The sequence below is a fragment of the Thermus kawarayensis JCM 12314 genome (assembly GCF_055393575.1).
Genome location: NZ_AP043756.1, coordinates 1,183,561 through 1,200,413 on the forward strand (window position 1 = coordinate 1,183,561; position 16,853 = coordinate 1,200,413).

The following is a 16,853-nucleotide window of genomic DNA, read 5'->3' on the forward strand; positions in this document are numbered from 1 at the left end:
CTTCACCTCAAGAGGACTTCCTTGGCCCTGGGCCGCCTTTCAAAGGTGTAGAAGGCGGCGGGCACCACGAAGAGGGTGAGGAGGGTGGAGGAGAGGAGGCCGCCCAGGATGATCACCCCGAGGGGCCTCCGGTACTCCGCCCCTTCCCCGGTGCCCAGGAGGAGGGGGAGGCTGATGATGAGGACGGTGAGGGTGGTCATGAGGATGGGCCTGAGCCTGAGCCTGGCCGCCTCCACCAGGGCTTCCCTCAGGGGCATCTCCTTCATCCTGCGCACGGCGAAGTCCAGGAGGAGGATGGCGTTTTTGGTGACCAGGCCGATGAGCATCACCACCCCCAGGACGCTGATCACGTCCAGACCCGTGCCCAAAAGGTAGGTGAGCCAAAGGGCCCCCACCAGGGCCAAGGGCACGGGGAGGAGGAGGTAGAGGGGATAGCGCCAGGCGTTGAACTGGCTGGCGATGACCAGGTAGTTGAGGACCAGGGCCAGGAGGAAGGCCAGGGGGGCGAGGCGGGCGAGCTCCCCGGTGAAGCTCCCGAGGCCCGTGGCCAGAAGCGCCACCCCATCCCCCAGAAGCCCCCTTTCCCTTAGCTCCCGTTCAAGCTCTTCCTGGATCTGGAAGGCCCCGGGGGCGCCGGGCCGGAGGTTGATGTTGATCCCGGCGGCGTAGGCCTGGTTGCGGCGGGAGATGAGGGTGGGACCGGGCCTCTCGCTGAACCCCCCCAGGCTGGAGAGGGGCAGGAAGGTCTGGAGGGCGGGGGCGTAGACGGGAAGGGAAAGGAGGTCGGCCTCACCTCCAAGCCGCAAGGGGTCGGCCTGGACCACCACGGGGAGCTCCTCCCCGCTCCTCCTGGCGGTGGCCGCCTGGGCCCCCGCCAGGTAAAGCCTGAGGGCCTGGGCCAGGTCCTGGGGGGTGAGGCCGGTGCCGGAGAGCCGGGCCGCGTCCGGAACGAAGACCCGCTCCCGCTGGGTGGCCTCGAGGGTGCTCTTCACGCTCAGGACGTAGGGCTTTTTGGCGATGTGCTCCACAATCTCCGCCGTCCGCCTCTCCAGGAGGGCGCGGTCCGGGCTCACCAGGAAGAACTGCAAATCGGCGTCCCCGGCCTCGGGGCCGGTCTGGGCGAGGACCCTTAGGTCCGCCCCCGGGAAGTCCTTAAGGGCCTCCCTTCCCTCCCGGTTGAAGGCCTCGGTGAGGGCGAAGATGTCCTCCCGCTCCCCCTTGGGCTTGAGCACGATCTGGAGCTGGACCCTGGAGGGGTCCCCCACCTGGGCCCCGCCGGTGGCGCTGGCCCCCACGGTGGCCACCACCCGGGCCACGGCGGGGTGGGCCAGGAAGTAGGCCTCCAGGGCCCGGGCCGCCCGGTCGGACACGGAAAGGGGGGTGTCCTTGGGCAGGAGGAGGGTGGCGGTGAGGACCCCGGTGTCCGAGCGGGGGGTGAAGTTGAAGGGGATCCTGGGCAGGATGGGGAAGAGGGAGAGGAAGGCCAGGGCCGCCGCCCCCAGCACCAGATGGGGCCGGGCGAGGGCCCGGTCCAGGGCGTGGGCGTAGGCCTCGGTGAGGCGTCTCAAGGCCCCTTCCGCCCCTTGGTGGAGGAGGCGGGTGAGGGCCCCGAGGAGGTCCAGGAGGAGGCGGCCCAGGTAGCGCCCGAGGCCGAGGAGGGCGGGGTAGAGGGGAAGGAGGAGGAGGAAGGGGGGGCCCTGGCGGTGGAGGAGGAGGGCGAGGGCGAGGCCCAGGAGGAGCCCCAAGGCGGTGCGGAAGCCCCTGCGGTAGGCCCAGAGGAGGTCCTTGGGAAGGAGGCGGGCCGCCTTGAAGGCCTCCTGCAGGGCGGGAGGTTCGGGGTCGGGGAAGTAGGCCAGGCGCACGGTGAGGAAGAGGAGGGCCTCGAGCCAGCTCACCGCGATGGCCGCCGCCATGCCCAGGCCGAACTGCTGGAAGATCTGGCCGATGAGCCCGGGGAGGAAGCTGATGGGCAGGAAGACGGCGAGGAGGCTTAGGGTGGCCGCGGCCACGGCCACGCTCACCTCGCTCGCCCCCTTGAGCACCGCTTCCTTGGGGCCAAGGCCCATCCTGCGGTAGCGGTTGATGTTCTCCGCCACCACGATGGAGTCGTCCACCACGATGCCCACCGCCACGGTGAGGGCGAGGAGGCTGATGAGGTTGTAGGTGAAGCCCAAAAGCCCGAAGAGGAGGATGGCCCCCGAGAGGGTGATGGGGATGGCCAGGATGACGGAGAAGACGGAGTTGAGCTTCCCCAAGAAGACCAGGACCACCAAGGAGACGGCCAAGGCCGCCAAAAAGGCCTCCCGCACCGTGTCCAAGACCGCCGCCCGGATGAACCGGGTGCTGTCCAGGGCCACCTCGGCCCGGTAGCCTTGGGGAAGGTTCATGGCCTTCAGGGCCCTCTTCACCCCGTCGGCCACGGCCACGGCGTTGGCGTCGGGGGTCTTCACCACCGCCAGGAGCACCGCCGGCCTCCCGTTAAGGCGGTTCAGGGTGGTGGGGGCCTCGCCCTCCTCCACCACCCGGGCCACGTCCCCCACCCGGAGGCCCCGGGAGGCGTCCAGGAGGAGGCCCGCCACCTCCTCCGCCCTTGCGGGGGTGGAGCGCAGGGTGTAGACCAGGCGCCTCTCCCCTTCCCGCAGGGTGCCCAGGGGGAGGTTCAGGGCCGAGGCGCCGATGGCCTGCACCACCTGCCCTGGGGCCACCCCGAGGGCCTGGAGGCGGTCCGGGTCCAGGTAGACCTTGATGACCCGCCTGGGAGCCCCGGTGAGGCGGATGTCCGCCACCCCCGGCACCAGCTGGAGCCTGGGCTTCAGGGTGCGCTCGGCGTAGCGGAGGACCCGGGAGAGGTCCTCCCCGGGGGCCTCGAGGGCAACGTAGAGGATGGGGCTTGCCGAGGGGTCAAACTTCTGCACCACCGGGGCCTGGGCGTCCTTGGGGAGGCTTCCCCGGGCGGCCGCCACCTTCTGGCTCACCTCCACCGCCGCCTGGTCCACGTTCACCCCCTGCCGGAACTGGAGGAAGACCAGGCTGAAGCCCTCGGTGGAGCTGGACCCCAGGGTGTCCAGGCCGCTTAGGGTGGAGAGGGCGTCCTCCAGGGGCTTGGAGACCTGCTCCGCCACCTCCTCCGGGCCCGCCCCGGGGTAGCTGGTGGAGACCGCCACCACGGGCACGCTGAACCGGGGCAGAAGCTCCACCCCGAGCCCAAGGCCCAAAAGAAGCCCCACCAGCACCAGCCCCAGGAAGATGGCGGTGGCGAAGACGAAGCGCTCCACGAAAAAGGCCACCAGGGGGTTTTCCCTCACCGCACCACCTCCACCGGGTCCCCGTCCCTAAGCCCCTCGGGCAGGGGGTAGACCACGAGGGCCCCTGGGGGAAGACCTTCCACCGCCGCCTGGTCTCCCTCCTGGGCCAGGAGCCGCACCTCCTGCCGCCGGGCCCTCCCCCCCTCCACCCGGTAGGCGAAGGCCTCGCCCCCCTCGGCCCTCAGGGCCCCTGCGGGGAGGAGCACGCCCTCGGCCAGGCGTTCCCGGTAGCGCACCTCCGCCGGGCCCGGGGTGAGGGACAGGGCGGGCTTCAGCACCACCTCCACCAGCCGGGTCTGCCCCGGCAGGTCGGTCTTGCGGAGGAGGCGGGCCGCCACCTCCTTGCCGTTCTGCCGCAAGAGGAAGGGGGTTTCCGGGGTCAGGGCCGCCGCCTGGTCGGGGGGCAGGTAGACCTTGGCCAGGAGGCTTTCCGTGGTGGCCAGGCGGAAGGCCCGGCTGCCCGTGCCCAGGAACTCCCCTTCCTTGGCGTAGACCTCCACCACTTCCCCGGCGAAGGGGGCCCGCACCACGCTCTCCTTGAGGTTCCGCTCCGCCTGGCGCACCTGGAGGCGGGCGGCCTCCACCTGGAGCTCCAAGAGCCGCACCTCCTCGGCCCGCTCCAGGCGGGCCAGGGCCTCCTTGGCGTTCTCGTAGGCGCCTTGCGCCTGCCGGTACTGGGCCTCCAGGGCCTTCAGGTCCAGGGGGGCCAAGGCCCCCATCTCCAGGAGGGCCTCCCCCTCCTGGTAGCGCCTCCTGGCCGCCTGGAGCTGGGCCTCCGCAGCCTTTAGCTGGGCCTCCAGGGCGGCCCGGCTTCCCGCAAGCTGGCTCTTGGTCCGCTCCAGGTTGGCCTCGGCCTGGGCCAGGGCGAGGCGGGCCTGGCCTAGGGCGTCCTGGAAGGGGGCGGGGTCCAGGAAGACCACCCCCTCCCCCGCCCGGACCCGGCTCCCCGGGGGCAGGGCGCGCGCCACCCGCCCGGCGGCCCCCGCGGCCACGAAGCTCTCCTTTTCCGCCTGCAGGGAGGCGGAGGCCCGGGCCTCCCGTTCCAGCACCCCCCGCTTGGCCTCCACCACCCGGACCTGGACCCGGAGGGGGCCTTCGGCGGGGCTTGGGGCCTCGGCCTTCCTGGGGGCGCAGGCGAAGAGGAGGAGGGGAAGGAGCAAGAGGAGAGGCCTCATGGCTCACCTCGAGGCCAGAAGGCCGTAGTAGGCCTTCAGGTAGGCGTGCTTGGCCTGCTCCCGGGAAAGCTCCGCCTGCAGGAGGGCAAGCTCCTGCTGGAGGAGGCTGAGGCGGCTTGCAAGCCCGGCCCGGAAGCGCCTCTCCTCGGCGGCGTACCGCTCCTTGGCCGCCCGGTAGGCCTCCTCCGCCGCCCTCACCCCCTGGAGGAGGGGGGCGAGCTGGGCGTGGCGGGCCCGGAGGCCCACCTTAAGGGAGCGCTCCAGGTTGTCCAGGTTGGTGCCGAGGGACCGGATCTGGTCCTCCAAGGCTTCCAGGTCCTTTTTGGCGGCGAAGCTTTCGTCCAGAAGCCCCCGCTGGAAGCGGAGAAGCTCCAAGGACTGCCGGAGCTGCAGGAGGTCGGCGTGCTGGGCGAGGAGGTCTTGCAGAAGCCCTTCCCCCGGCGGCGGCGGGAGCTCCTCCACGGGCTTGGGCTCCCAGGGGCCCACCAGGTTCTCCAGGGCGGCCTTGGCGCTCTCCTGGCCCCTTTGGGCCAGCTCCAGGTTCTTCCGGGCCTCCAGCACCCGGTTCTGGGCCTCCAGGAGGTCCAAGGAGGTGGCCCCGCCCCCCTTGGCCCGCACCTCGGCGGCCTTGAGGGAAAGCTCCGCCACCTCCAGGGCTTTTTCCGCCAGGGCCACCTGGAGCCTGGCCTCCAGGGCCTGGGCGTAGGCGGAAACTACCTCGCTCTCCGCCTGGGCTAGGGCGCGCCCCAGCCGGGCCTCCGCCAGGGCCAGGGCCTGCCGGGCCTGGAGCTGGGAGAGGGGGGTGAGGAGGGGGTCCTGGAGGAGGCGGGCCAGGTCCTTGGCCTTGGCCTCCACCTCCAGGCGGGCCAGGGCCACGCCCGCGGTCTCCTGGGCCTTCTTCAGGGCCTGGGGAAGGGGCTGGGCCAAAGCCGGGGCCAGCAAAAAGAGGAGGAGAAGGGTCTTTCTCATGGGCTTACCTCCAAGAGTTCGCCGTAAAGCTGGTATAGCTCCATTCGTCTGTTCAGAAGGTCGCTTTCCGCCTGCAAGAGGCCGAGCTCCGCCTGCAGGAGGCCGAGCTCCGCCTGCAGGAGGGCCAGGGGGCTTTCCAGGCCGAGCTCCAGGCGCTTCCGGGTCTCCTCCAGGGCCTTTTCCTGGGATTCCTTCCGGAGACGGGCCAGGGCCAGGCTGGCCTCGGCGCTTCTGAGGGCGTTTTTCAGGCTTTCCTCCTGGAGCCTGGCCTGCGCCTCCGCCGCTCTTAAGGCCGCCTCCGCCCCCTGGAGCTGGGCCCGGGCGGCCTCGAGGCCCGAGAGGAGCCCGGGGGAGAGGGTGAGGGAGAGGGAGAGCCGGAGCTCCTCCTGGGTGCGGTAGCTGCCCGCCCCCGGCACTTGGGTGGGGGGGCGGGTGGGGTCGTTGCGGGTGTAGGAGAGGGTGGGCTGGAGGGTGCGGCTCCCCAGGCTTAGGGCCAGGGTGTCGTTCCCCGAGGGGTAGAGGAGGTAGCTGGCCTGGAGCTGGGGGAGGAGGTTCCTGAGGGCGCTTTGGTAGGCGATTCCCGCCTCCAGGACCGCAAGCCTGGCCTCCTCCACGGCCAGGTAGGCCCCTCCCTTGGGCGGAGGGATCTCCGGCAGGGGCTTGGTGAGGAGGAGGAGGCCCTCCGCCGCCTTCCTGGCCAGGTCCACCCCCCGCCTGGCCTCCTCCAGGCGGTTCTCCGCCTCCTTCAGGTTGAGTTCCGCTTCCCGGAGTTCCTTGGGGTTTGCCCGGCGCTTCTGGGCTGCTTCCAGGGCCTTTTGTGCCAGCTCCAAGGCCTTTTCTGCCAGCCTCTCCCCCAGGAGGGCCTGTTGGTAGCTGCCGTAGGCGGCCACCGCCTGGGCCTGGAGGGCGGAGAGGGTCCGGCGGTAGCCCAGCTCGGCCCGCCTCAGGGCGATCCGGGCCCGCTCCTGCCCCTCGGCCACCTCCCCAAAGGGGAAGGGGGTGAGGACCAGAGAAAGGGTGAGGCTTCCCGTGGTGGCGGGAAGGCCCTCGCAGAGGGCTTCCGGCGTGCAGGCGTACCCCAGGCGGCTGTAGCCTCCCTGGAGGTTCAGGGCCAGGGGGGCCTCCTGGGCTTCCAGGGCCTTCTTGGCCGCCTCCAGGTAGGCCGCCCCTTGCCGGGCCAGGGGGTGGTCCTGGAGGGGGGCCAGGGCCCCTTGGGCCAGGGCGGGGGCAAGAAGGAAGGGGAGAAGGGCCCTACGCATCCTCCCCTCCCGTGAGCTTCCGCAGGAGGTCGCGGAAGAGGAGGAGCTCTTTGGCCTCCAGCCGGGCGAGGCGCTGGCCGAAGAGGGAAAGCCAGGCGGCCTGCAGTCTTTCCGCCACCTCCAGGCCCTTAGGGGTGAGGCGGAGGTGGACCCGCCTGCGGTCCTGGGGGTCCAGCTCCCGGGCCAGGAGGCCCCCTTCCTCCAGGGAGGCCAGGAGGTGGGAGACCTGGGAGGGCTGGACCTCCAGGTGCTCCGCCAGACGGGAAGGGGCGTTGACCCCTCCCTTCACCAGGCGCAGGACCTCGGCCTGCAAGAGGGAGAGGCCCTCTTGGGCGAAGACCTCCTTGGCCTGGGCCAGGAGGAGGCGCATGAGGGTGTAGCCCAGCTGGGAGAGCTCTTGCACCAGGGGGGCAGGGGGTCCGTTCATACCTTTCAACTATACACAAACCTAAACAGAAAAACGGGGGCCAGGCCACCCTTTCGTGTACAATGGCGAAAGGTGATATGGACAGACCTCCCAGTCGGTGGCTCTTCCTCCTGCCCTTCGGTTCCCTAGCCCTGGCCCAGTCCCAAGCGCCAAGCCCCTTGGAAAGCCTTCTTCTTTTGGGCCTCCTCTCCCTTTCCGCCGTCTTCTCCGCCAGCGAGACCGCCTTTACCGCCCTTTACCCCTGGAAGCTCAAGGAGCTGGCCGAGTCCAAGGGGGGGCCCTTCCGCCTCCTGGCCCAGGACATCACCCGCTTCCTCACCACCATCCTGGTGGGCAACAACCTGGTGAACATCGCCGCCACCGCCTTGGTGACGGAGCTGGCCACGGAGGCCTTCGGCTCGGCGGGGGTGGGGGTGGCCACCGGGGTCATGACCTTCCTCATCCTCTTCTTCGGCGAGATCACCCCCAAGTCCCTGGCGGTGCACCACGCGGTGGCCGTGGCCCGGCTGGCCGCCTGGCCCATCTACTTCCTCTCCATCCTCCTCTACCCGGTGGGCCGCTTTTTCACCCTCGTTTCGGGGACGCTCCTTCGCCTCCTGGGCCTCGAGCCCCGGGATGTTTCCCTGGTCTCGGAGGAGGAGCTCAAGCTCGTCCTGGCGGGGGCGGAGGAGGCGGGCACCATTGAGGCCCAGGAGGAGGAGATGATCCACTCCATCCTGGAGCTGGAGGAGACCCCGGTGCGGGAGATCATGACCCCCCGGGTGGAGATGGTGGCCATAGAGGCCGAGGCCACCCTGGAGGACTTCCTCCACCTCTTCCGCGAGCACCGCTACAGCCGGGTGCCCGTTTACCGGGAGAGCGTGGACCACATCGTGGGGGTGGCCTACGCCCAGGACCTCCTCACCTACTACTGCGAGGAGGACCTGAAGGCCCGCACCGTGGCCTCCATCGCCCACCCCCCCTATTTCGTTCCCGAGAACATGGACGCCTGGACCCTCCTCAAGGAGCTCAGGCGCCGCAAGGTGCACCTGGCCATCGTGGTGGACGAGTTCGGGGGCACGGCGGGGCTTGTGACCCTGGAGGACGTGATGGAGGAGATCGTGGGGGAGATCTACGACGAGACCGACGAGCCCGAGGACGCCCCCATCAAGCGCCTCCCCGACGGGGCCTTTTCCATCCAGGCCCAGACGCCCATAGACGAGGTCTCCGAGGCCTTGGGGGTGGAGCTTCCCGAGGGGGAGTACGACACCCTCTCCGGCTTCCTCTACGAGCGGTTTGGGCGCATCCCCGGGGTGGGCGAGAGCGTGGCCTGGCAGGGCTTCCGCTTCGTGGTGGAGAGCGCCGACCAAAGGCGGATAGAGCGGGTGCGGGTGGAGCGGCTGGTGGAGCATGAAGGTTAAGGAGATCCTGAAGGCCCACGTGGGGCGGGCCTATGCCCCCTACTCGGGGTTCCCCGTGGTGGCCCTGGTGGAGGCGGAGGGGGAGGTGTTCCTTGGGGTCAACGTGGAAAACGCCTCCTTCCCCCTTTCCCAGTGCGCCGAGAGGAACGCCGTGGCGGCCATGGTCCTGGCGGGAAAGAGGCGCCTAGAACGGGTGCACGTCTATAGCCCCAAGGGCCCCATCCCCCCGTGCGGGGGGTGCCGGCAGGTCCTCCTGGAGTTCGGGGGGCCCGAGGTGGAGGTGGTTCTCCACGGGCCCGAGGAGGAGGTGCGCACCACCTTGGGGGCCCTCCTCCCCATGGCCTTCCGCCTCTAGAGGTCCAGGACCAGGGTCTGGACGAAAAAGCCCGGCACCTCGAGGCGAAGCTCCAGCCGTCCGCTTCCCCGCTCCAGCCCGGGCCGCAGGCCCACCACCTGGAGCTTCCCCTCCCCCCTCGCCGGGAGGTCCGCCCGCACCGAGAGGCGCTGCCCCAAGAGGACCAGGGTGCCCTCGGCCCGGAGGGGAAGGGGGTTTGGGTTTTCCAGGAAGAGGTTGACCCCGGCCCGGCGCACCCGGGGGGGCTCCAAGGGGAAGGCCAGGTGAGCTCTGAAGAAGGTGAGGTCTTGGCCCAGGGCCCGGCCCTCCAGGGCCACCTCCACCCCTTTCGGGGAGAGGAGGTCTTGGGCCGTGGCCAGGGCCTCCCTGGGCGTGAGGCGCACCGGGAGTAGGGCTTCCTTCTCCCCGGGGGGAAGGGTGAGGTCCAAAGGCACCCCCACCTCCCCCAGGCGAAGCCGCGTCCCGAAGGCGGAGAGGGGGAGGGGGAAGGGGTTTGGGTTCCGGAAGGCCACCCGCACCTCCAAAAGAAGGGCGGGTTCGGGGGTAAGCTCCAGGCCCCGGAGGGCCGCCCCCAGGTAGCGGGCCTCGGGAGGGAGGGGCCTTGGGGCGCAGGCGGCGAGGGCCCAGAGGCCGAGGAGGAGGAGCCCAAGCCTTCGCGCTAGAGGACCCATCCCTCCTCCTTTAGGCCCTCTAGGATGGGGAGGAACCTCTCCCAAAGGGGGCTTTCCGCCGGGTAGGGGGGCCTGGGGTAGCCCGCGGGGAGGCCCAGGTGCCGGAGGGCCTGCTTCAGGAGGGGCACCCCGCCCTTGGCGAGGAGGTCCCCCAGGGGAAAGAGCTTCTTCTGGAGCTCCTGGGCCTCGGCGAGCCTCCCTTCATGGAAGAGGTCCAGAAGGGCCCGGTAGGCCCTGGGGGCGAGGTTGGCCGCGGCCAGGATCCCCCCTTCCGCTCCCAGGGCCAGGGCCCCCAGGAAGGTGGGGGCGTGGCCGGTGTAGACCCGGAAGGCCTGGAGGCGGGCCTGGTAGAAGGCGAGGCGGCTTAGGTCGCCGCTGGAGTCCTTGATGCCCTGGATCTGTGGGTGCCGGGCCAGGGCCTCCACCGCCTCGAGGGGCAGGTCCACCCGGGTGTTCTGGGGCACGTGGTAGAGGAAGAGGGGCATCCTTTCCGCCAGGGCCTCGTAGTAGCGGAGAAGCCCCTCCCCCAGGCTTCCGTGGTAGTAGCGGGGCGGGGTGGCGAGAAGGGCCATGGCCCCCGCCGCCTTCGCCTCCAGAAGGGCCCTTTCCGACTGGGGCAGGGTCTCCTCCATGAGCCCCACCAGGAAGGGCTTCCTGGGCTTAAGCGCCCGGAGTCCCTGGGCCCTCTCCTCGGGGCTCAGGTGGACCCCTTCCCCGTTGGAGCCGTAGACGAGGAGGCCGTCCACCAGGGGTTCCAGGGCCTCGGCCAAGGCGCGGAAGGCCCCGGTGTCCAGGCGGCCTTCCCGGTCAAAGGGGGTGGGAATGGGGGGCAGGATCACGGGAACCTCCTCCCAGAGCCTATCAGGAAAAGGAGGTGGAGGGCGTAGGCCAGGAGGAGAAGCCCGGGGCCCTGGCCCTCAAGGAGCTTTAGGAGCCCGAAGGCGGCGAGGAGAAGGAGGAGGAGGCCGAGCCCTCCGGAAAAGCCCAGGCTTCCCGGTACGAGGAGGCGCACGCCCAGGGCCCAGGCGAGGGGGGGCTCCTTCCTGCGCCGGGGCAGGAGGAAGCCCAAGAGGTGGTAGAGAAGGAGCAGGAAAAAGCCCAGGGCCGCCCAGGGCCGGGCCCTTTCCGGCAAGGGAAGGGGAAGCCGGCCTATCCCGTTGAGGAAGTCTTCCTGCAGGCGGGAGAGCTCCACCCGAAGCAGGGCGGCGTAGAGGGTGCGCAGGCTGGGCCCCGGCTCCCGCCTGCCCCAAGGGTCCTCCCCCAGGCCCAGGGCGGAGCGGATGGGGCCGTCAAAGGGGGCTTTCTCGTAGGCCTGGGGGAGGTCCGTTTCCCCTAAGGCCAAGGCGAAGGGGAGGTTTGCTCCTTCCAGAAGCCCCTTGGCCTCCTTAGGGTTTTCCGGAAGGAGGGCGTAGCCCAGGAGGGCCTTCACCTCGGGCAGGGGGGGCTGTTCCCGGAGCCAGGCCTGGGCCTCCGGGGTGCGCAGGGTGCCCCGGTCCAGGGGGGGGAGGGCCAGGGCGGTGCGGGCGGACCGGTCCAGGCCGTAGAGGAGCCCCGCCCCGCCCAGGAGGAGGAGGAGGGCGAGGGCCAAGACCCTCTCCCCCAGGCTGGCGTAGGCCAGGCTCAGATGGCGGAGGCGCAGGAGGGGGTGGCGGAAATACCCCCCGAGGAAGCCCCCCACCGCTTTGAGGTCCTGGAGCTGGGCCGGGAGGTAGTAGAGGAAGAGGTAGGCCAGGAGGGCCAGGTAGGCCAGGCCCAGGGCGTAGAACCCTTGGGGCAGGAAGGAAAGGTCCGGGGGCATCCAGGCCCGGAGGTGCTTGACGGCCTCCCGCAACCTGAGGGCCCTGGCGGGTTGGCCCTGGGCCTCGAGGGCCCCGACCCTTTCCAGGAAGAAATCCAGAGAGTTCGGGAAAAGGGGGGTGTAGCGGAGAAGGGTCTCGGTGAGCCGCCAGGAGCCTTCCGGGTCCTGGGCGCTCAGGGCGCGGGCGGCCTCGGCCATACGCCTCACCCCTTCTTGGCCGAAGAAGAGTTCCGGGCGGTGCCCCCTGGCCCTGAGGTCCTCCCCGTAGGCCTGGAGGTCCTCGGGGGTCAGGGCCTCGGGGGGAAGAGTCCAGTAGGCGAAGTAGGGCCAGGGCCTCGGGGGCTTTAAGGCCTCCAAGAGGGGCTTTAGGGACTTAAGGTCTTCCTCGCTCCCGGCGAAGGGCAAGGGGGGGAAGGGGATGGGCAGGGCCCAGTCCCCCACGAGCACCGCCTCGGGCCCCGGACGCAAGGCCACCACCCGGGCGGGGGCGAAGTGGAAGCGCACCTCCTCCCGCTTCAGGCCGGCCTCCACCACCAGGAGCCCCTGGGCCACGAAGGCCCGGTCCCCTTCCACCAGGGGGCCGAGCCAGGGGCCTTCCGGCAGGGAAAGCCGCCCCCAGGGGAGTTCCAGACCCCCCTCCACGAGCCTGGGCTGGGCCGGGGCCAGGGCGGTGAAACGCCCCTCCAGCACCCCCGAGGGCAGGGAGAGGCGCACCCGGTACTCCCCGGGGGCCTCGGGGGTGAAGGGGAGGCGGAAGCCCCCTTCCCTGGGTTCCACCTCCAAGGTGGCCGTTCCCTGGGGCCCCTGGACCTCCAGGGGGAAGCGGCCCTGGGGCAGGCCCTTGCCCTCCAGGAGCAAGGCCTCTCCCACCTGGGCGGTCTCCGGCAGGAGGAGAGTCTGGCCCAGGGCGGAAAGCCCCAGGAAGGCCAAGGCGATCCAACGGCGCATGGGGTTATTCTACCGGTATGGGGCTTTTGGACATGATCGGTCCGGTGATGGTGGGGCCTTCCTCCAGCCACACGGCGGGGGCCTGCCGCCTGGCCCTCCTCGCCCGCCACCTCCTGGGGGAGAAGCCCAGGCGGGTGGAGTTCGGCCTCCACGGTTCCTTCGCCAAAACCGGCAGGGGCCACGGGACCCACCTGGCCCTGGCCGCCGGGGTCCTCGGCCTCTTGCCCCACGACGAGCGCCTCAAGGAGAGCCTGGCCCTGGCGGAAAAGGAAGGGGTGGAGGTGGTCTTCAAGGAGGTGGAGCTCGGGGACGTGCACCCCAACACCGTGCGCATGGTGCTGGAGGGGGAGAAGGAACGCCTCACCGTCACGGGGAGTTCCCTGGGCGGGGGCGTGGTGCGGGTCTTTGAGGTGGACGGGTTTGAGGTGCGCATCACCGGCGCCGCCCCTACCCTGGTGGTGAAGAACGTGGACACCCCAGGGGTGGTGGCCCGGGTGGCCCGCATCCTGGCCGACGACGAGGTGAACATCGCCCACCTCACGGTAAGCCGCAAGAAGAAGGGCGGGGAGGCCATGATGAGCCTGGAGATGGACCGCCCCCTCTCCGCCAAACCCCTGGAGTACCTGGAATACCTTTCCTACATCCTCTGGGTGCGGCAGATTCCCCCGGTCATGGACTGATACCACCCCATGCCGGCTTGGGCCAGCGTGGAGTGGTATTAAAGGGAGGCGGCGGAGGGGAGTTCCAGGCGCAAGGAGGCCCCGCCCAGGGGGCTTGGGCCGGAGGCGAGCTGCCCCCCGTGGGCCTCGGCCACCCTCCTGGCGGTGTAAAGGCCGAGCCCGGAGCTTCCCCTGAGGCCCTCCCCCTGGCGGAAGGGCTGGGCCAGGGCCTCCAGGGGTAAGGGCAGGCCGGGGCCGTCGTCCTCCACCTGAAGGGCGCCCTCCTCCACCCGCACCCGCACGCGGCCTTTGGCGTGGCGCAGGGCGTTTTCCAGGAGGTTGGCCAGGGCCCTTTCCACGAGAAGCCTCTCCCCCCGGGCCAGCCCCACCCCCTCCACCTCCAGGCGAAGCCCCCGCCTTTTGGCCTCCTCGCGGTAGCGCAGGAGGAGGTCCTCGGCCAGGGCCCGAAGGTTCAGGGTTTCCCTCTGGGGGGCGCGGGCCTCGAGGCGGGAGAGGGCGAGGAGGTTTTCCACCAAAAGGTAGGCCCGGGAAAGCTCCCCCTTGAGCGCCGAGAGGAGCTCCACCCGCCTCGCCCTTCCCAGCTCATCGGCGGTCTCCAGGTAGGCCAGGGCCCGGATGGCGGAGATCAGAGGGGTCTTGAGGTCGTGGGCCATGGCGGCGTAGAAGGCCTCCCGGGCCTCGGAAATCCCCTTGAGCCTCTCCAAAAGCTCCTGGAAGCGGCTCCGCAACAGGGCGATCTCCTCCGGGGGGGGCTCCTTGGGAGCGGGAAGCCTGAGCCCCACAACCGGCCCCTCCTTCAGGGAAAGGTAGGCCAGGGCCCGGGTGAGCTCCTCCAGGGGCCTGAGGAGGCTTCGCGCCAGGAAGTAGCCCACCAGGCCCGAGAGGAGGGCGAGGAGGAGGAGCCAAAGGAGGAGGGGAAGCCAGGGCCCCTCCCCCAGCGCCCCCAGGGTGAGGGCCAGGACCAGGTTGGGCAGAAAGGCCAGGAGGGCGATGACCAGGGCGAGCCTAGCCCTTAGGCTCATCGCGACCCGCCGAGAGCACCGCCAGGAAGGCCTCCTGGGGCACCTCCACCTTGCCGATGGCCTTGAGCCGCTTCTTCCCTTCCTTCTGCTTCTCCAAAAGCTTCTTCTTCCGGGTCACGTCCCCGCCGTAGCACTTGGCGAGGACGTCCTTGCGCAGGGCCTTCACCGTGGCCCGGGCGATGATCTTCCCGCCGATGGCCGCCTGGATGGGCACCTCAAAGAGCTGCCGGGGGATGACCTCGGCGAGCTTGTCCACCATGGCCCGGGCCAGGGAGTAGGCCTTCTCCCGGTGGGCGATGAAGGTGAGGGCGTCCACGGGCTCCCCGTGTACCAGGACGTTGACCTTCACCAGGTCCCCGGTCCGGTAGCCCGTCTGCTCGTAGTCCATGGAGGCGTAGCCCCGGGAGAGGCTTTTTAAGCGGTCGTGGAAATCGTAGAGGATCTCGGCGAAGGGGGCCTCGTAGACGAGCTCCACCCGCTTCTGGGAGCCGGGCAGGTAGGTCATGTTGAGGAGCCTGCCCCGCTTCTCCTGGAGAAGCTGCATGAGGCTTCCCACGTACTCCTCGGGGGTGAAGAGGGTGAGCTTCACGTAGGGCTCCAGGACCTCCTCCACCTTGGTGGGGTCGGGAAGGTCGGCGGGGTTGTGGACCTCCACCTCCTCCCCGCCTTTGAGCCGCACCTTGTAGACCACGCTGGGGGCGGTGGCGATGAGCTCCAGGCCGAACTCCCTTTCCAGCCTCTCCTGGACGATCTCGGCGTGGAGGAGCCCGAGGAAGCCGCAGCGGAAGCCGAAGCCCAAAGCGGTGGAGGACTCGGGCTCAAAGGTGAGGGCGGCGTCGTTGAGCTTGAGCTTTTCCAGGGCGTCCCGGAGTTTCCCGTAGTCTCCGGACTCCACCGGGTAAAGCCCGGCGAAGACCACGGGCTTGGCCGGACGGAAGCCGGGGTAGGGGGTGGGGGTGGGGCGGTCTGCCAGGGTGAGGGTGTCCCCCACCTGCACGTCGTGGATGTCCCGGATGGCCGCCACGAGCCACCCCACCTCCCCCGCCGAAAGGGCCTCCGTGGGCACGAGGCCCTGGGGGGTGAAGACCCCCACCTTGTCCACGGTGAACTCCTTGCCCGTGGAAAAGATGCGGATCCGGTCCCCAGGCCCCACCCTTCCCTCAAAGAGGCGGAGGTAGGGGATCACCCCTTGGTAGGCGTCGTAGACGGAGTCAAAGATGAGGGCCTTCAGGGGGGCCTCGGGGTCCCCCTCGGGGGGCGGGATGCGCTTCACGATGGCCTCGAGGATCTCCTCCACCCCCTCCCCCGTCTTCCCCGAGGCGAAGATGGCCTCGTCGGCGGGAAGGCCCAGGACCTCCTCCACCTCGAGGGCCACCTCCAGGGGACGGGCGTTGGGGAGGTCAATCTTGTTGATGACGGGAATCATGACGTGGCCGTGCTCCAGGGCCATGTAGAACTTGGCCAGGGTCTCCGCCTCCACGCCTTGGCTGGCGTCCACCACCAAAAGTACCCCCTCCACCGCCGCCAGGGCCCGGGAGACCTCGTAGGTGAAGTCCACGTGCCCCGGGGTGTCTATCAGGTGGAAGACGTACTCCTCCCCGTCCTTGGCCCGGTAGTTCACCCGCACCGCGCTGGCCTTGATGGTGATGCCCCGCTCGCGCTCCAGCTCCAGGGAGTCCAGAAACTGCTCCCGCATCTCCCGCTCGCTCACGGCATGGGTCATCTGCAGGATGCGGTCGGCCAGGGTGGACTTCCCGTGATCCACGTGGGCGATGATGGAGAAGTTGCGGATGCGGCGGATGTCCATCCTTTCCATCCTCCGGGCTTTCTCGGGCAAAGTCAAGCGGGCCTGGCTTCCCCGCCCCTGGGCAGGTTAAGCTAGGGCATGGCCCGGGAAGTGGGGGTTTGGCCGACGCTGTGCCGCCTCTACTGGCGCTTGGCCCTGGTGCCCGTGGTCTGGTGGCCCGTGGTCTACCTGTACGGCGGACCGGTGATGGTAGGGGGGACGGTCCTCTACTGGGGGGGGTTGGGGCTCGCTTACCTTTGGGCTAAGCGAAGCGGCCAGGAAAGGCTCGCGGTGGCGTTGCACCTGGGGGTGGCCCTCCTCACCGCCCTCCTGGCCCTGGTGAGCCCGCCGGAGATGGTGGCCCGGGGGCTCCCGGAAGGGGCTTGGCGCCTGGGGGTCATGGCCTTTTACACCGTGGGGGCTTATGCCTTGGCCGCTTTCGCGGGCTGGCCGGGGCTGGCCTTGGGATTGGCCTGTGCCCTCCTGGCCCCTTGGCCCCAGATGGAGACCCGCTTTCTCCTGGTAGGGGGCACCCTTTTGGCCAGCGTGGGAGGGCTTAGCGTGGGGGCTTTGGTGGGCCGCCTGGAGGCCCTCCAGCGGATCATCCAAAACGAGTCCCTCACCGATCCCCTCACCGGCCTCGCCAACCGCCGCTCTTTGGAGCGGGACTTCCCCCGTTTCCAGGCCTTGGCGGCCCGGGAGGGGCTTTCCTTGGTCCTTTCCCTGTGGGACCTGGACGGCCTCAAGGCCATCAACGACCGGGAGGGGCACGCGGCGGGGGATGCCCACCTCCTTCGCTTTGCCCGGACCCTGCGGGAGGAGGTGAGGCAGGGGGACGCCCTTTTCCGCATCGGCGGGGATGAGTTCGTGGGCCTCCACCTGGGGCTCGGGGACGGGGCTTCCCTGGAGGAGAGGGTCCACGCCCGCTTTCCGCCGGTGTCGGTGGGCTTTGCCTCGGGGGAGGGGCGGGAGCTGGCCCAGGTCCTCGAGGCCGCCGACCGGGCCATGTACGGCAAAAAGCAGGGTTTCGGGGGGTAAGGCCACCCCATCCCGGCGTT

Annotated in this window: 14 protein-coding genes; 4 read left to right on the plus strand and 10 right to left on the minus strand. The window is 70.0% G+C overall.

What is annotated here, in order from left to right; genetic code table 11:
- Window positions 1-2: 2 nt before the first annotated feature.
- Genes ACZ5RK_RS06675 through ACZ5RK_RS06695 form a run of 5 tightly spaced genes read right to left on the minus strand, consistent with a single transcriptional unit; the run spans window position 3 to window position 7,135 of the window.
- The gene (locus ACZ5RK_RS06675) at window positions 3-3,305 is read right to left on the minus strand and encodes an efflux RND transporter permease subunit (RefSeq protein WP_464908526.1); all 3,303 of its coding nucleotides are present in this window, start codon (window positions 3,303-3,305) and stop codon (window positions 3-5) included.
- The gene (locus ACZ5RK_RS06680; RefSeq protein ID WP_464908527.1) at window positions 3,302-4,480 is read right to left on the minus strand and encodes an efflux RND transporter periplasmic adaptor subunit; all 1,179 of its coding nucleotides are present in this window, start codon (window positions 4,478-4,480) and stop codon (window positions 3,302-3,304) included. Before ACZ5RK_RS06680 ends, ACZ5RK_RS06675 begins: the two co-directional genes overlap by 4 nt.
- Before the next feature lie 3 nt (window positions 4,481-4,483).
- The gene (locus ACZ5RK_RS06685) at window positions 4,484-5,449 is read right to left on the minus strand and encodes a TolC family protein (RefSeq protein ID WP_464908528.1); all 966 of its coding nucleotides are present in this window, start codon (window positions 5,447-5,449) and stop codon (window positions 4,484-4,486) included.
- Window positions 5,446-6,708 carry a TolC family protein gene (locus ACZ5RK_RS06690; RefSeq protein ID WP_464908529.1) on the minus strand — a complete coding sequence of 421 codons (1,263 nt, stop codon included), beginning with the start codon at window positions 6,706-6,708 and terminating at the stop codon, window positions 5,446-5,448. The genes ACZ5RK_RS06685 and ACZ5RK_RS06690 overlap by 4 nt, the downstream gene beginning before the upstream one ends.
- Window positions 6,701-7,135, minus strand: a complete 435-nt coding sequence (locus ACZ5RK_RS06695) for a MarR family winged helix-turn-helix transcriptional regulator (protein ID WP_054647443.1) — start codon at window positions 7,133-7,135, stop codon at window positions 6,701-6,703. The genes ACZ5RK_RS06690 and ACZ5RK_RS06695 overlap by 8 nt, the downstream gene beginning before the upstream one ends.
- A gap of 77 nt (window positions 7,136-7,212) precedes the next feature.
- Between ACZ5RK_RS06695 and ACZ5RK_RS06700 the strand changes: the two genes are divergently transcribed.
- Together ACZ5RK_RS06700 and cdd are read left to right on the plus strand one after the other, a co-directional pair.
- The gene (locus ACZ5RK_RS06700) at window positions 7,213-8,535 is read left to right on the plus strand and encodes a hemolysin family protein (RefSeq protein WP_464908530.1); all 1,323 of its coding nucleotides are present in this window, start codon (window positions 7,213-7,215) and stop codon (window positions 8,533-8,535) included.
- A complete protein-coding gene (cdd, locus tag ACZ5RK_RS06705) occupies window positions 8,525-8,890 on the plus strand; it encodes a cytidine deaminase (protein WP_464908531.1) in 366 nt (121 codons plus the stop codon). Before ACZ5RK_RS06700 ends, cdd begins: the two co-directional genes overlap by 11 nt.
- On the opposite strand, the gene ACZ5RK_RS06710 is transcribed toward cdd, so the two are convergent.
- From ACZ5RK_RS06710 to ACZ5RK_RS06720, 3 genes are read right to left on the minus strand one after another with little or no spacing between them, the layout of a single operon-like run.
- Window positions 8,887-9,561 (minus strand): hypothetical protein, encoded by a 675-nt coding sequence (locus ACZ5RK_RS06710; RefSeq protein ID WP_464908532.1) that lies wholly within the window; start codon window positions 9,559-9,561, stop codon window positions 8,887-8,889. The genes cdd and ACZ5RK_RS06710 overlap by 4 nt on opposite strands.
- The gene (locus ACZ5RK_RS06715) at window positions 9,549-10,400 is read right to left on the minus strand and encodes a dihydrodipicolinate synthase family protein (RefSeq protein ID WP_054647442.1); all 852 of its coding nucleotides are present in this window, start codon (window positions 10,398-10,400) and stop codon (window positions 9,549-9,551) included. Before ACZ5RK_RS06715 ends, ACZ5RK_RS06710 begins: the two co-directional genes overlap by 13 nt.
- Window positions 10,397-12,307, minus strand: coding sequence for a hypothetical protein (locus ACZ5RK_RS06720; RefSeq protein ID WP_464908533.1), 1,911 nt, complete (start codon window positions 12,305-12,307; stop codon window positions 10,397-10,399). Before ACZ5RK_RS06720 ends, ACZ5RK_RS06715 begins: the two co-directional genes overlap by 4 nt.
- 17 nt (window positions 12,308-12,324) lie before the next feature.
- On the opposite strand from ACZ5RK_RS06720, the gene sdaAB reads away from it, so the two are divergent.
- Window positions 12,325-12,987: an L-serine ammonia-lyase, iron-sulfur-dependent subunit beta gene (sdaAB, locus tag ACZ5RK_RS06725; protein WP_464908534.1), complete on the plus strand. Its 663-nt coding sequence runs from the start codon at window positions 12,325-12,327 to the stop codon at window positions 12,985-12,987.
- Between the two features lie 38 nt (window positions 12,988-13,025).
- Here the strand turns inward: sdaAB and ACZ5RK_RS06730 are convergent, their stop codons facing one another.
- A complete protein-coding gene (locus ACZ5RK_RS06730) occupies window positions 13,026-14,009 on the minus strand; it encodes a sensor histidine kinase (RefSeq protein WP_464908535.1) in 984 nt (327 codons plus the stop codon).
- Window positions 13,993-15,825, minus strand: coding sequence for a translation elongation factor 4 (gene lepA / locus ACZ5RK_RS06735; RefSeq protein WP_464908536.1), 1,833 nt, complete (start codon window positions 15,823-15,825; stop codon window positions 13,993-13,995). The genes ACZ5RK_RS06730 and lepA overlap by 17 nt, the downstream gene beginning before the upstream one ends.
- A 69-nt stretch (window positions 15,826-15,894) precedes the next feature.
- Here lepA and ACZ5RK_RS06740 point away from each other — a divergent pair, with 69 nt between their 5' ends.
- Entirely contained in the window at window positions 15,895-16,833 is a 939-nt protein-coding gene (locus ACZ5RK_RS06740) for a GGDEF domain-containing protein (protein WP_464908537.1), read from the plus strand.
- The last annotated feature ends 20 nt before the right edge of the window (window positions 16,834-16,853 follow it).

Excerpts from the sequence above, each read along its gene's own strand:
- ACZ5RK_RS06680 (WP_464908527.1), bottom strand. The coding sequence starts at position 4,480 with ATGAGGCCTCTCCTCTTGCTCCTTCCCCTCCTCCTCTTCGCCTGCGCC.
- ACZ5RK_RS06685 (WP_464908528.1), bottom strand. The coding sequence starts at position 5,449 with ATGAGAAAGACCCTTCTCCTCCTCTTTTTGCTGGCCCCGGCTTTGGCC.
- ACZ5RK_RS06690 (WP_464908529.1), bottom strand. The coding sequence starts at position 6,708 with ATGCGTAGGGCCCTTCTCCCCTTCCTTCTTGCCCCCGCCCTGGCCCAA.
- ACZ5RK_RS06695 (WP_054647443.1), bottom strand. The coding sequence starts at position 7,135 with ATGAACGGACCCCCTGCCCCCCTGGTGCAAGAGCTCTCCCAGCTGGGC.
- ACZ5RK_RS06700 (WP_464908530.1), top strand. The coding sequence starts at position 7,213 with ATGGACAGACCTCCCAGTCGGTGGCTCTTCCTCCTGCCCTTCGGTTCC.
- cdd (WP_464908531.1), top strand. The coding sequence starts at position 8,525 with ATGAAGGTTAAGGAGATCCTGAAGGCCCACGTGGGGCGGGCCTATGCC.
- ACZ5RK_RS06710 (WP_464908532.1), bottom strand. The coding sequence starts at position 9,561 with ATGGGTCCTCTAGCGCGAAGGCTTGGGCTCCTCCTCCTCGGCCTCTGG.
- ACZ5RK_RS06720 (WP_464908533.1), bottom strand. The coding sequence starts at position 12,307 with ATGCGCCGTTGGATCGCCTTGGCCTTCCTGGGGCTTTCCGCCCTGGGC.
- sdaAB (WP_464908534.1), top strand. The coding sequence starts at position 12,325 with ATGGGGCTTTTGGACATGATCGGTCCGGTGATGGTGGGGCCTTCCTCC.
- ACZ5RK_RS06730 (WP_464908535.1), bottom strand. The coding sequence starts at position 14,009 with ATGAGCCTAAGGGCTAGGCTCGCCCTGGTCATCGCCCTCCTGGCCTTT.
- lepA (WP_464908536.1), bottom strand. The coding sequence starts at position 15,825 with ATGGAAAGGATGGACATCCGCCGCATCCGCAACTTCTCCATCATCGCC.
- ACZ5RK_RS06740 (WP_464908537.1), top strand. The coding sequence starts at position 15,895 with ATGGCCCGGGAAGTGGGGGTTTGGCCGACGCTGTGCCGCCTCTACTGG.